General features: G+C 71.1%; 12 protein-coding genes. 5 read left to right on the top strand and 7 right to left on the bottom strand.

Going from position 1 to position 12,505, the window contains the following annotated elements; genetic code table 11:
- Positions 1-67 precede the first annotated feature (67 nt).
- Positions 68-826 (bottom strand): class I SAM-dependent methyltransferase, encoded by a 759-nt coding sequence (locus ABS772_RS20830; protein ID WP_350396647.1) that lies wholly within the window; start codon positions 824-826, stop codon positions 68-70.
- 232 nt (positions 827-1,058) lie between these two features.
- Here ABS772_RS20830 and typA point away from each other — a divergent pair, with 232 nt between their 5' ends.
- From typA to minE, 4 genes are all read left to right on the top strand, one after another.
- Positions 1,059-2,885 carry a translational GTPase TypA gene (gene typA, locus ABS772_RS20835; protein WP_350396648.1) on the top strand — a complete coding sequence of 609 codons (1,827 nt, stop codon included), beginning with the start codon at positions 1,059-1,061 and terminating at the stop codon, positions 2,883-2,885.
- Between the two features lie 833 nt (positions 2,886-3,718).
- Entirely contained in the window at positions 3,719-4,357 is a 639-nt protein-coding gene (gene minC / locus ABS772_RS20840) for a septum site-determining protein MinC (protein ID WP_238258753.1), read from the top strand.
- Positions 4,358-4,369: 12 nt separating this feature from the next.
- Complete coding sequence (minD, locus tag ABS772_RS20845) at positions 4,370-5,185, top strand: septum site-determining protein MinD (RefSeq protein WP_012453139.1); 816 nt, start codon at positions 4,370-4,372, stop codon at positions 5,183-5,185.
- Positions 5,182-5,469 carry a cell division topological specificity factor MinE gene (minE, locus tag ABS772_RS20850; protein ID WP_238258752.1) on the top strand — a complete coding sequence of 96 codons (288 nt, stop codon included), beginning with the start codon at positions 5,182-5,184 and terminating at the stop codon, positions 5,467-5,469. The genes minD and minE overlap by 4 nt, the downstream gene beginning before the upstream one ends.
- A 230-nt stretch (positions 5,470-5,699) precedes the next feature.
- Here the strand turns inward: minE and ABS772_RS20855 are convergent, their stop codons facing one another.
- Together ABS772_RS20855 and ABS772_RS20860 are read right to left on the bottom strand one after the other, a co-directional pair.
- Positions 5,700-7,064, bottom strand: a complete 1,365-nt coding sequence (locus ABS772_RS20855) for a cytochrome P450 (RefSeq protein ID WP_350396649.1) — start codon at positions 7,062-7,064, stop codon at positions 5,700-5,702.
- Positions 7,065-7,284: 220 nt separating this feature from the next.
- Entirely contained in the window at positions 7,285-8,226 is a 942-nt protein-coding gene (locus ABS772_RS20860) for a LysR family transcriptional regulator (RefSeq protein WP_350396650.1), read from the bottom strand.
- Between the two features lie 247 nt (positions 8,227-8,473).
- Between ABS772_RS20860 and ABS772_RS20865 the strand changes: the two genes are divergently transcribed.
- Complete coding sequence (locus tag ABS772_RS20865) at positions 8,474-9,337, top strand: alpha/beta fold hydrolase (protein WP_350396669.1); 864 nt, start codon at positions 8,474-8,476, stop codon at positions 9,335-9,337.
- Positions 9,338-9,616: 279 nt separating this feature from the next.
- Here ABS772_RS20865 and ABS772_RS20870 read toward each other — a convergent pair whose 3' ends face one another.
- The 4 genes from ABS772_RS20870 to ABS772_RS20885 form a co-directional block, all read right to left on the bottom strand.
- Positions 9,617-10,591, bottom strand: coding sequence for a hypothetical protein (locus ABS772_RS20870; protein WP_350396651.1), 975 nt, complete (start codon positions 10,589-10,591; stop codon positions 9,617-9,619).
- A 25-nt stretch (positions 10,592-10,616) separates the two neighbouring features.
- Positions 10,617-11,111 (bottom strand): DUF3617 domain-containing protein, encoded by a 495-nt coding sequence (locus ABS772_RS20875; RefSeq protein ID WP_350396652.1) that lies wholly within the window; start codon positions 11,109-11,111, stop codon positions 10,617-10,619.
- Between the two features lie 126 nt (positions 11,112-11,237).
- Positions 11,238-12,005, bottom strand: coding sequence for a hypothetical protein (locus ABS772_RS20880; protein ID WP_350396653.1), 768 nt, complete (start codon positions 12,003-12,005; stop codon positions 11,238-11,240).
- 65 nt (positions 12,006-12,070) lie between these two features.
- Positions 12,071-12,499: a hypothetical protein gene (locus ABS772_RS20885; RefSeq protein WP_350396654.1), complete on the bottom strand. Its 429-nt coding sequence runs from the start codon at positions 12,497-12,499 to the stop codon at positions 12,071-12,073.
- Positions 12,500-12,505: the final 6 nt, after the last annotated feature.

A 12,505-nucleotide genomic window follows, 5' to 3' on the forward strand; every position in this document is an offset into this window, starting at 1 on the left:
CAGATCGCGCGCCGCGCCGCATGAGCGGGCGGATTCCTCAACAGCAAAGGCGCCCGGGGGCCTTCCCTCACCGGTGTCCAACCCGGCCGACCCGGAGTGAGAGCGGAAAGGACACGGGCTTGACCGCATCCGGATCACCCCACGCGGCCGCCAACGCCGCCTGGAACGTCTCGACCGGGCCGCGACCGACAGCCTTCTCCGCCGCCCGCACCGCCGACCACGTCTCGATGTAGCCGATCAGGTCGGCCAGCCGCCAAGCCACCTCGATGCTGAGCCCGGGCGCATCCAGCGCCGGGAATGGAAAGGGCAGAGAACGGTAGCCGTCCTCGACATGCCGACGCTCCGGCGGCCAGTAGGGTCCGATCACGGCGTCGTAGAAGTGCCGGACGACCCTGTCGGCGGGTGCGTCCGCGACGTGCAGCACGCCGTAGGTGATCAGGGCCAGCACCGCCCCGGGCCGGGCGACGCGGCGCACCTCGTCGTAGAAGGAATCGAGGTCGAGCCAGTGCGCCGCCTGCGCAACGGCGACGAGGTCGGCGCTCGCATCCGGCAGGCCGGACCGCTCGGCCGGCGTCGCGCGGTAACGCACCCGGTCATGCGGCGTCGCCGCCGCGATCTGCGCGGCGCTGGCATCGATGGCGACCACCTGCGCGAATCGTTCGGCCAGACGCGTGGAGAGCTGACCGGTGCCGCAGCCCGCATCCAGAGCGAGAGCCCGGCCGGGCGCCGCCTCCGCCAGGAAATCCACCAGCGCCGCCGGATAGGTCGGCCGATGCGCGGCGTAGCCGGCATTGTGGGTCGAGAAGTGATCCTTGAACGCGCTCATGCGAATGGTTCCTCCCCCCCCGGCGGCTCCGCCCGGGTCGCATGGCATGTCCCACGGGCAGGGGTAACCGCCCCTTCCGCGGCCAGCCCGCACTTGCCGGATCGACCGCCAGCTTATATTGCGACGCGATACCGCCCGAATCCGTACACTGGCGTCACGACCGTCGAAGCACGGCCCGCGACACGCCGCTTTATGGCCGGGCTCCACGTTTCCGAACGTTTTCGAGACCCCGATGAAGCTGCGCAACATCGCCATCATCGCCCACGTCGACCATGGCAAGACGACGCTGGTCGACAAGCTGCTCCAGCAGTCCGGCACCTTCCGCGAGAACCAGCGGGTCGAGGAGCGGGCGATGGACTCGAACGACCTCGAGAAGGAGCGCGGCATCACGATTCTCGCCAAGGCGACCTCGGTCGTCTGGCAGGACACCCGCGTCAACATCGTCGACACGCCCGGCCACGCCGATTTCGGCGGCGAGGTGGAGCGCATCCTCTCCATGGTCGACGGCGTGATCGTGCTGGTCGACGCGGCCGAGGGGCCGATGCCGCAGACCAAGTTCGTGGTCGGCAAGGCGCTGAAGATCGGGCTGCGCCCGATCGTGGCCATCAACAAGGTCGATCGGCCGGACGCGCGCATCAACGAGGTCGTCAACGAGGTGTTCGACCTGTTCGCGGCCCTCGACGCCACCGACGAGCAGCTCGACTTCCCGATCCTCTACGGTTCGGGCCGCAACGGCTGGATGGCCGATTCGCCCGACGCCTCGCCGGATGTCGGCCTCGCACCTCTGTTCGACCTCGTGCTCAAGCACGTGCCGCAGGCCCGCGTCGAGGAGGGTCCGTTCCGGATGCTCGGCACGTTGCTCGAAGCCAACCCGTTCCTCGGCCGCATCATCACCGGGCGTATCGCCTCGGGCACGGTGAAGCCGAACCAGTCGATCAAGGTGCTCTCGCGTGACGGCAAGGTCGTGGAGACCGGCCGCGTCTCGAAGATTTTGGCCTTTCGCGGCCTTGAGCGTGCTCCCATCGACGTGGGCGAGGCCGGCGACATCGTCTCCATCGCCGGTCTGCTCAAGGGTACCGTGGCCGACACCTTCTGCGATCCGGCCGTCAACGAGCCGATCCAGGCCCAGCCGATCGACCCGCCGACCGTCACCATGTCCTTCATCGTCAACGATTCGCCGCTGGCCGGCACCGAGGGCGACAAGGTCACGAGCCGGATGATCCGCGACCGCCTGTTCAAGGAGGCCGAGGGCAACGTCACGCTCAAGATCGAGGAAGCCGCCGACAAGGACTCGTTCTACGTCTCCGGCCGCGGCGAGTTGCAGCTCTCGATCCTGATCGAGACCATGCGCCGCGAAGGGTTTGAGATTGCCGTGTCCCGGCCGCGCGTCGTGCTGGAGAAGGACGAGAACGGCGAGGTTCTCGAGCCGGTCGAGGAGGTCGTGATCGACGTCGACGAGGAGTATTCCGGCGTCGTCGTGCAGAAGATGTCCGAGCGCAAGGCCGAAATGATCGAGATGCGGCCCTCGGGCGGCAACCGTCTCCGGCTCGTCTTCCACGCTCCGACCCGCGGCCTGATCGGCTACCAGGGCGAGTTGATGACCGACACCCGCGGCACCGCGATCATGAACCGCCTGTTCAAGGCCTACGAGCCTTACAAGGGCGAGATCGCCGGCCGCCGCAACGGCGTGCTGATCTCGAACGACAAGGGCGAGGCCGTGGCCTACGCCATGTGGAACCTCGAAGACCGCGGCCCGATGATGATCGAGCCCGGCGCCAAGGTCTACCAGGGCATGATCGTCGGCGAGCACAACCGCGAGAACGACCTCGAGGTGAACGTGCTCAAGGGCAAGAAGCTCACCAACATCCGCACCACTTCGAAGGACGAAGCCGTGCGCCTGACGCCGCCGATCCGGATGACGCTGGAGAAGTCGCTGGCCTGGATTCAGGACGACGAGCTGATGGAAGTCACGCCGAAGTCGATCCGCCTGCGCAAGATCCACCTCGACCCGAACGACCGCAAGCGCTTCGAGCGCTCGAAGGAAGCGCTCTCGGCCTAAAACCTACCCGATCGAACCGAGAAGGCCCCGGTGCGGCGAACGCACCGGAGCCTTTTTGCATGGAACGCCGCCTCGATCCGATCCCGTCGGATGTCACCGGTTGCCCACTCCCCCAAGGGCCACCGATCGTCTCCACTGCTTTTGCACCCGACAGCCGGCAAACATTCAACGGAGCAATCCGCGTGTCCCCTTCCCCCTTGTCGGGAGGGGTTCGGTTTGGGGGTGGTGCAGGAGGCACCGCCGCGCTCGATCCGGCGCCACCCCCACCTCCTGCCTCCTCCCCGCAAGGGGGAGGAGAGACGCTCCGGCATGCCAGCACAGAGCGGCGACATCGCCGCCCTTGCGCTGCGCCTCGGCACCGCCCCCGCCAGGGCCGCCTCCTCCTCCAGTGCCCGGGCGCGCGTCGCAAGCACGGTCGACTCGGACCGGCCATCGCCACGGCGTCCATGGCGCCCTTGCCGGCACCGGATGCCTCGATCCGGCCCGCCTGCTCCCGGGTCGCGCATCAGCGCGCTCGCGCGCTCGGCGACGTCGCGGATCCGTGATCCGCGAGCCTGATTCGCATCGGTCACAGGATCCGGCGATCCGGGCGGCACAGGCTGGCTTAAGGATTGTTTCCGCCGGCACATTTCAGCCAAGCCGTTGGCGGGAAGCCGTTTTTCGGGACGAGAGCGTGTGGTGGAAACATCCTGCCCGGCAATTCTTGCCCAGCACCCGGAAAAATTAACCCCCCGGTAACCATCCGGGCGGTCAATGGGTGCGTCGGTAAGGAAACGTCAACGCCCGTGACCAGCCCCGCTCCCACCCGCCCCTCACTGCCCCTGCGAGGCCGCGTGTTCCGCGCCGTCTCGCTGGCGCCGGAAGCTCCCCTCGCCGAATGGCTCGCCCTGCTGGACGCGGCCCTGAAGCGCTCGGCCACGCTCTTCGACGACCGGGCCGTGATCCTGGACGTCGCCGGCCTGAACGCCGCGCCGTCCGAGTTGGAGAGCCTGATCGCGGAACTGTCGGCCCGCAAGCTCCGCATCCTCGGCATCGAGGGCGCGGAGGCTCCCCTGCCCTCGCTCCTGCCGCCGCGGCTCGTCGGCGGCCGCCCCGTGGGCGACGTCTTCGAGGCGCCGGCTCACGAGGAAGAGAAGCCGGGCGTGTCGTCCCTCACCATCGAGGGCTCGGTGCGCTCGGGGCAAAGCATCGTCCACCGGGAGGGGGACGTGACCGTGATGGGCTCGGTGTCCTCGGGCGCCGAGATCCTCGCGGGCGGCTCCATCCACGTCTACGGCGCCCTGCGCGGGCGGGCCATCGCGGGCGCCGCCCGCAACCCTCGCGCACGCATCTACTGCCGCAAGTTCGAGCCCGAGCTTCTCGGCATCGACCGCCTCGTCCGCACGGCCGAGGACATGGGCACTCACCTGCGCGGCCAAGCGGTCCAGATCTGGTCCGACGGCGGCGCGATCAAGATCGCAGCCTTGGGTTAAGGGGAAACGAGAATGGCCAAGGTTCTTTGTGTCACGTCCGGCAAGGGCGGCGTCGGCAAGACCACCACGACGGCAGCGCTCGGTGCGGCGCTGGCGCAGGCCGGCGAGAAGGTCTGCGTGGTCGATTTCGACGTCGGCCTGCGCAACCTCGACCTGATCATGGGCGCCGAGCGCCGCGTGGTCTACGACCTGATCAACGTCACCAACGGCGACGCCAAGCTGCCGCAGGCGCTGATCCGCGACAAGCGCCTGGAGAACCTCTCCCTTCTGCCGGCCTCCCAGACCCGCGACAAGGACGCGCTCACCGACGAGGGCGTCGAGCGCGTGATGGGCGAGCTTCGCGAAAAGTTCGACTGGATCGTCTGCGACAGCCCCGCCGGCATCGAGCGCGGCGCCCAGCTCGCCATGCGCCACGCCGACGTGGCGGTGGTGGTCACGAACCCCGAGGTCTCCTCGGTGCGCGATTCGGACCGGATCATCGGGCTCCTCGACTCCAAGACCGTGCGCGCCGAGCGCGGCGACTCGATCGAGAAGCACCTGATCCTGACCCGCTTCGACCCGGCCCGCGCCGACCGCGGCGACATGCTCAAGGTCGATGACGTGCTGGAGATCCTCTCGATCCCGCTGCTCGCCATCATCCCGGAGAGCCTCGAAGTCCTGCGCGCCTCGAACGTCGGCTGCCCGGTGACGCTCAACAACCCGCTCTGCGCGCCCTCCCGCGCCTACATCGACGCCGTGCGCCGCCTGAAGGGCGAGACCGTGCCGATGGCGATCCCGTCCGACCGCAAATCCCTGATCAACAAGCTGTTCACACGGAGGGCCGCATGAGTGTTCTGACCTTCCTCAAACCCCGCGGCTCGGGCTCGGTGGCCCGCGAGCGCCTGCAACTGATCCTCGCGCACGAGCGCGCGGAGAACGGACGGCCCGACCTGATCATCACCCTGCGCGAAGAGATCCTGAACGTGATCGCCAAGCACGTCACGGTCGAGCGCGACAAGGTGCAGATCAAGCTGGACCGGGGCGAGGGCGTCTCGACGCTCGGCGTCGACATCGAATTCCCGGTGGACGCCGTCCTCAGCCAGAAGCCGAAAGCGAAGCGCGCCAGCGCCTGAGCGTCTCTCACGAAACGCCCGCTGCCCTTTCATCGCCAGAGCCAGAACGGCCAGCGATCGGGAGTTTTGTGAAACACTCCGAATTGGGATCTCGAAACCTCGTAGAAGCCCGCGCCGTCGGATCGATGGCGCGGGCTTCTCTCGTTTCGCCGATGCCGCGGAATTCGATCCTGCGCTCGTCGGGCGGCCGTCCCTATCCAGGAGCGCGACACGGATCGCGCCCCTCCCCCTCACGCCCGCCGCGTCAGCCGGAAGGCGGGGGCGTGGTCGGGCTGGGTCGTCACCACGGCCGCCGGCAGCACCGGGCGGGCGTCCGCCCGCTCGATCCGGAAATGCCCGACGATCCGGCTCAGCGCGAGGGTCGCCTCGGTCAGCGCGAAGGCCGCGCCGATGCAGACCCGCGGCCCGGCGCCGAAGGGCAGGTAGGCGAAGCGGGGCACGGGCGGCGCGCCGGGCAGGAAGCGGCTCGGATCGAAGGCGTCGGGGTCGCGCCACAGCCGGCGATGACGGTGCAGCAGCCAGGGCGAGATCGTCACGCTGTCGCCGGGCCGGACGCTCTCGCCGGCGAGCACGTCCGGACGAAGCGCGCGGCGGGCCAGCACGAAGGCGGGCGGGTAGAGCCGCATCGTCTCCTCGATCACCGCGCGGGTGAACGGCTTGTCCGCACGCGTGGATTCCGCCGCGACGGCCGCTTGCGCCTCCGGCGCGAGCGCGAGCAGGGTGCAGGCCCAGAGCAGGGTCACCGCCGTGGTCTCGTGCCCGGCCAGGATCATGGTGGCGACCTGATCGCGCAGTTCCTCGTGCGAGAAACCCCGGCCGGTCTCCGGATCGCGGGCGGCGCGCAGGAGGTCGAGCAGATCGCGGGCCTCACCCTGATGCCGCCCGCCCTGGCCCTCGTCGCGGTCGGCGATGACCCGATCGAGGAAGGCGACCCAGTCGCGGCGGAAGCGGGCGCGGGCCCGGTCGAGCGGCGTGGCGAAGCGCAGGGGCACGAGCAGGTCGGTCAGGTGCGGGCGCCCGAGCCGCGCAGCGTAGGCTTCGAGGAAGCCGCGCAGGCGCTCGCCGTGATCCGCCATGCCGACGGAGAACATGGTGCGCCCGGCAATCTCCAGGGCAAGCCGCTGGAGCGCGGCGAACAGATCGACCGGCCCGCGCGCCGCCGCGCCGTCGAGGGCGGCGACCGCCTCGTCGCTCGCCGAGAGGATGTGGGGCACCAGCGTCTCCACCGCCCGGGGGGTGAAGGCGGGGGCGAGCGTCCGCCGCTGGTGGCGCCACGCCGTCCCCTCGCTGATGAGCAGGCCGTCGCCGAGCATCGGCCGCAGCAGGCGGATGGTGATCGGGGTGCGGGCGTAGTGGGCGGCGTTGTCCACCAGCACGCGCCGCACGAGGTCCGGGTCGCTGACGGTGAAGCGGGTGCGCCCGAACAGCCGGCGGCGGCGCAAGGGGGCCTCGTAGGCGGAGGCTGGCCAGCAGAGGATACCGTTGACCCGCATCGCCGCGATGAAGCGCAGCGTCGGCAATTCCCGCTCCGGCGGCGCCGGCACCGGCGGCACCAGACGCGCCGCCGCCTGTCCGGGCGGAGCCTGCATGTCCATTCCGTCCGTTCCTCTCGCGCCCGTGATCGGGCGATCGCGAAGCGTTCTAGGCGCTCATGCCCGCCGGGGCGAGCGCAACCGCGGAAGGATTCGGCGGGAGATATGGTCCAGGGGCGGTCCTGCGCCCGTCGTCCGGCGGCGCAATCGCGTCCGCGTGTCCCACGACCCCGGCGCCGTCGGCCAAGTACCGGCCAAGGGCGAGTCCCCCGGAACCGGACATTCAATCGGGACCCGCGAAGGGCCGAACGCGCCGTGAGATGTCGGCCACGGCCGATCGCAGGTTCGGCGTCGCGTGATCGATGAAGGCCCGCATGGCGACGTTCCGCCGTGGGATCGGGTGGAAGACCAGGTGCACCGGGGAGGGCGCCGGCTCGAACGCGCGCAGGAGCGGGACGAGGCGGCCCGCCTCGATGTGCTCGGCGACCTGGTAGGCCATCACGCGGCAGATGCCGCCTCCGCGGAGGGCGGCATCGATGGCGGCGCCGGCGATGTTGAGGGCGATGCGGGGCTGGATCGTCTGCGACAGGGGCCGGTGACGGCCCGGTCGAGGGTCGATGAACGGCCACAGCTCGCGTGCGGCGCCGTCGTCCGTCCCGAGGCAGCGATGCTGCTGGAGGTCGCCGGGCGTTGCCGGGCGACCCGCCCGGTCGAGATAGCTCGGCGCCGCGCAGAGCAGTCGGCGCATCTCGCCGAGCCTGACCGCCACGAGGCTCGAAACCGGCAGCGGCGCGAGCCGGATGGCGGCGTCCACCCCCTCCTCGACGAGGTTCACGACCCGGTTGAGCAGGAGCACGCGCGCGCTCACCTCGGGATGCGCCTCGAGGAACCTTTCGAGGATCGGCATCAGCACCTTCTGGCCGAAGAGCTCCGGCGCGGTCAGGACGATGCGCCCCGTGACGCGCGTCGTCGCCGAGCCGGCTTCGTCCGCCTCGGCGAGTTCGGCCAGCACGCTTCGGTACACCATCACCTGGCGCTCGCCGCGCTCGGTCAGCCTCAGGGAGCGGGTCGAGCGATGGAGCAGGCGCTCGCCCAGGCCGGCCTCCAGCATGGCGACCGCGCGGGTGACGGTGGCCGGCGAGTGCCCGAGCCTGCGCGCGGCCGCGGCGAGCGAGCCTGCCTCGACGACCGTCACGAAGACGGCCATGGCATCGAGCCGGTCCATCGTTGCAGATCCTGGAATTTGAGATTGCAGTCGCCGAGACTTGTTGCAGATCGCGTGAAAAGCCACCCTCCGGCCTATCGAAAGGCATGGAGGAGAAGCGGCCATGACGGCGACCCTGAACGGTCCGGATCGGCGCAACGTGCTCGCGGCTCTGGGTGTGGGCGTCGCCGCGATGCCGCTCGCGGCCTGGCCGGCTAGGGCCGACACATCCGCCCCGCGCTCCTCCGCTTCCCCGGAGATCCATCGGATGACGACGAGCTACGCAACCAAACGGGTCGACGATGTCGAGGTGTTCTATCGCGAGGCCGGTCCCCGCGACGCGCCCGTGCTGCTCCTGCTGCACGGCTTCCCGACCGCCTCGCACATGTTCCGCGACCTGATCCCGCTGCTGGCGGACCGCTACCGGGTCATCGCGCCCGACCTGCCGGGCTTCGGCAACACCGTCGCGCCGCCACGGGCGCAGTTCGCGTACAGTTTCGACCGCCTCGCGGAGGTCGTCGAGTCTTTCGTCGATGCGATGGGGCTGAGCCGTTACGCCCTCTACATCTTCGATTACGGTGCCCCGACCGGCCTTCGCCTGGCCATGCGCCATCCCGAACGGGTCAGCGCCATCGTCACCCAGAACGGCAACGCCTACCTCGAGGGTCTCAGCCGCGAATGGGAACCCTGGCAGGCCTATTGGCGCGACCCGAGCCCGGCGAACCGCGAGGCCTGTCGCGCCGCGCTCAGCGACGCGGCCATCGACGTCCAGTACCGGCAGGGCGCACCCGCCGGCCTCGTCTCACCCGACGGTCTGACGCTGGACAAGCACTTCATGCGCCGGCCCGAGGCGCAGGAGATTCAGCTCGACCTGATCCTGAGCTACCGCACGAACGTGGCGCTCTACCCCGCGTTTCAGGCCTATTTCCGCGCGCACCGACCGCCGCTGCTCGCGGTCTGGGGCCGGAACGATCCGTTCTTCATCCCGCCCGGCGCGGAGGCCTACCGGCGCGACCTGCCCGAGGCGGAGATCCACTTCCTCGACACCGGGCATTTCGCGCTGGAAACGCACCACGCCGAGATCGCGCGGCTGATGCGCGACTTCCTCAAGCGCAAGGTGGCGGACGGCTGATACGGTTTCCGGCTGATCACCTCGGGCCTTGCCTGATTCGTCATCGCGAGGCGGAGCCGAAGCGATCCAGCGCGCCGCCCTAACCGGAAAGGTCGCGCCCTGGATTGCCACGGCTTCGCCTCGCAATGACGGGGGAGAAACCGAAGTGATCAAACGGAAGCCGTACGAGGGGGCTTCAATCCCGAGATCGGGGGAGCGGACGGGCCGCGCACCGTGGGTCCAGGCCGGAGGGTGCGTGGTTCCCGCGGCCTCCTGCGGGAGGCGCTTTCGACGGCCGCGTCAGAGCGGCTCCGGCCTGCCACGCCGGGCGATGGCCGCGCGGGCCGTGCCGGCCCCCCAGGCCTCGTCGGGATCGTCGTCGGCCACCTCGGCCGCAGTCACCGGGACGGCTTCGAGGAGCGGGACGAAGCCGAACGGCAGGTCGGCGATCGCCGCGCCGTCGGCCGCCCCGGCGAGGATCACGTGCGCGAACGGCGCGCACTCGGCCGGGAGGCGGGAGAACAGGATCGCCCCATGCTCGGCCACGTCCCGCGCCACACGATGGCCGTCCGCGACGCGGTCGCCGAGGCTGATCAGGATGTTGGCCCAGAGGCGCACCCGCTCCGCCTCCTCCGCCGGCCCGTCCGGCAGCCGCAGGGCGACCTCGCAGGCGACGCCGTTCTCCGGGTCGGGGATGCCGGCCCAGGGCGTGGACAGGCCGTCGGTGGCGAGCACCACCCCCTCCCCCGCCCCGCCGGCCGGGCGCAGAAGCAGGATGCGGCGATGGGGGCCGAACCATTTCGTCTGGCCGTACATGTTGGCGTTCGAGGCGTCCGCGGCACGGCCGGAGACCAGCCGGCCGCGCCTCTCCCAGAACCGGCGGCGGGCCGCCGCGGCGGCCTCGTAGGCCGGGTCGTCGGGCCCCCGCGGAACGATGCCGGGGTCGAACGCCGTCTCCACTCGGACCCGGCCCGGTTGCCCGAGCAGGGACCGGGGAAAGCGCGCCGGCGCCCAGCGGATCTCGACCCGGTTGAAGGCGGCCCCGCCCGCCGCGGCGAGGCGCTCGACCACCGCGCCGACGGCGTCGAAGGCGCGGCGGGGCTCGGGATCCAGGTAACGTCCCGCGGCGTCGGTGTAGCCGCCCGAGATCTGCGCGTGGCCCGCCTGCATCGTGGTGGCGCTCCAGGCGCCCGCGACTGCCCCCGCCGGGGCGCGGCCGAGATCGGCGCGAAGGTCGCGCTCCGCGTCCGCGATGCCGTAGGGCGTGCCGGCCATGCCGCGTCCTCCCGTCCCGCCCGGATCAGGTTTTCTTGCCCGGCTTCTCCCCGCCGGGGCAATCGCCGAGCCGGCGCATCAGGGTCAGGATCTCGGAGGAGAATTCGGGGCGCCGGGTGATGAGGGTTTGGATGGTGCCCGTCACATTGTCCTTGGAGAAGTGATAGGTCAGGACGACCTTCGATTCCTTGCAATCCATGGCGAAGACGAAGCCGTCGGGCAGGTCGCGGGTCTCGCTCAGACGACAGGCATTGAGAAAACGCGGGTTCGACTGGTACTGCGCCATCGTCTCGCGGCGGAACGCCTCGTAGTCGGCGGAGGCCAGGCAGGCCTCGCCCTTCGCGCCCTGATCCTGAAACCGGCTGTTGCGGCTCTCGGTCTCGTAGAGGCCCGGCACGAAGACCGGCCGCGGCGTCAGGAGCGGTGCCGCCTCGGTCGAAGGCGTCTGCGCCCGGCCACCGCCGCCGAGAAGCAGCACCGCGCCCACGGCGACGAGTCGGATCGCGGTCGTCGTCAGCATGTCGGCGAACCTCTCTTGGTCCGAGCTTTGGTCCGAGCGGGGCCGGCTTCCGGCCGGGCAGCCAGGGACTCCGGCGCCGCGGGCAAGTCAAGCCGACGCGGTCGAGCCGACGCGGCGCGGACCGCCCTATCGACCGAGCAGGGTGGTGATCATGGCCGCCAGCCCGAAATAGGGGCCGATGAAGGCGATGGAGCCGCCCCACAGCAGCACCAGCCAGCCCCAGCCGCCCATGCGGGAGCCGGCCTTGCGCAGGCGCGTCGCCCGCTCGGCGGGCGCGTAGACGCCCTTGCGCCCGGCCCGGCGCGCGGCGCGGGCGGCCGCTGCGATCTGGATGCGGTCGGCCCGGAACGCCGTCGCGGCGGCGGTGCCGGCCCAGAGAAGGAGCGCGAGGATTCCGAGGGCGATCGCCCGGCCCCCGCTCTCCTTCGTCGCGGCCTCCGCGAGCAGGAACGAGAGCCACAGTCCCGCCAGGGTCGCGAGCGCCACGCCCCAGCGGCGATGCGCCACCGCCCAGACATGCGGGGCGAGCAGCGCGTAGAGGGCGAGGTGCCGGGGCGGGGGAAGCTGCCGCCGCATCGCCTCGTAGGCCTTGAGGGCGTGCGGCGCGGATTCGAGGAAGGCGACGGCATCGCCCGCCTGGAGCGGCAGGCGCCCGTGCGGAAAGACCGGCACCGCCACCACCGCCGGATCGCCGGGTTCGGGCGGGATCATGTCGCGCAGGATCTGGGCGACGATGGCCGCATCGCGCGTATCGAAGCGGGCGGCGAGCACCGCATCCTCCCGCGGCCAGCCGAACACCGGGGCGGCGCGCAGGATCGCCGGGCGGGTGGCCTCGACGCGCTTGGCCGTCAACCGTCCGTCCGGACTGCGCCAGAGGCCGAACAGCGCCCGCAACAGCGCCGCCTCCGCCACGGCGCGGGGCCGGGCGGGCAGCCGCCGCGCCCGCGCCAGCCACGGGGTCAGGCTGTCCGGGCCGTCGCGGAGGAAGGGTGGCAGGTCCGATTCGAGCGCGCGGGCGGGGGGTCGAGGTCGCGCACGAGAAGCGCCGGCGCCTCGGGCGCGGAGGCCGCGGCATCCGCATCGCGCGGGAGAGGCGGTTCCGGCGGCGCGGCGAGATCGTCGGCCGGGCCCGGATCCGGCGAGGCGGTCCCCGCGACGCCCTCTACCTGCCCGGCGGTCACGTCCGGGTCGTCGGCCTCCTTGGACGCCTCGGCCGGGAGCCGCCGCGCCTCGGCCAGGGCGCGCTCGCGGGCGGCGAGCAGGGCCTGAAACCCCTCGGCGTCCTCGTCGGGCCGGGTGAGCTTGAGGCGGCGGGCATAGGCGCGGCGGATCGCCGACGCGTCCCGCGTCGGTTCGAGCCCGAGCAGGCGCCAGGCGCTGTCGGTCATGGCGGC

Source organism: Methylorubrum podarium (assembly GCF_040270385.1).
Classification (GTDB): domain Bacteria; phylum Pseudomonadota; class Alphaproteobacteria; order Rhizobiales; family Beijerinckiaceae; genus Methylobacterium; species Methylobacterium podarium.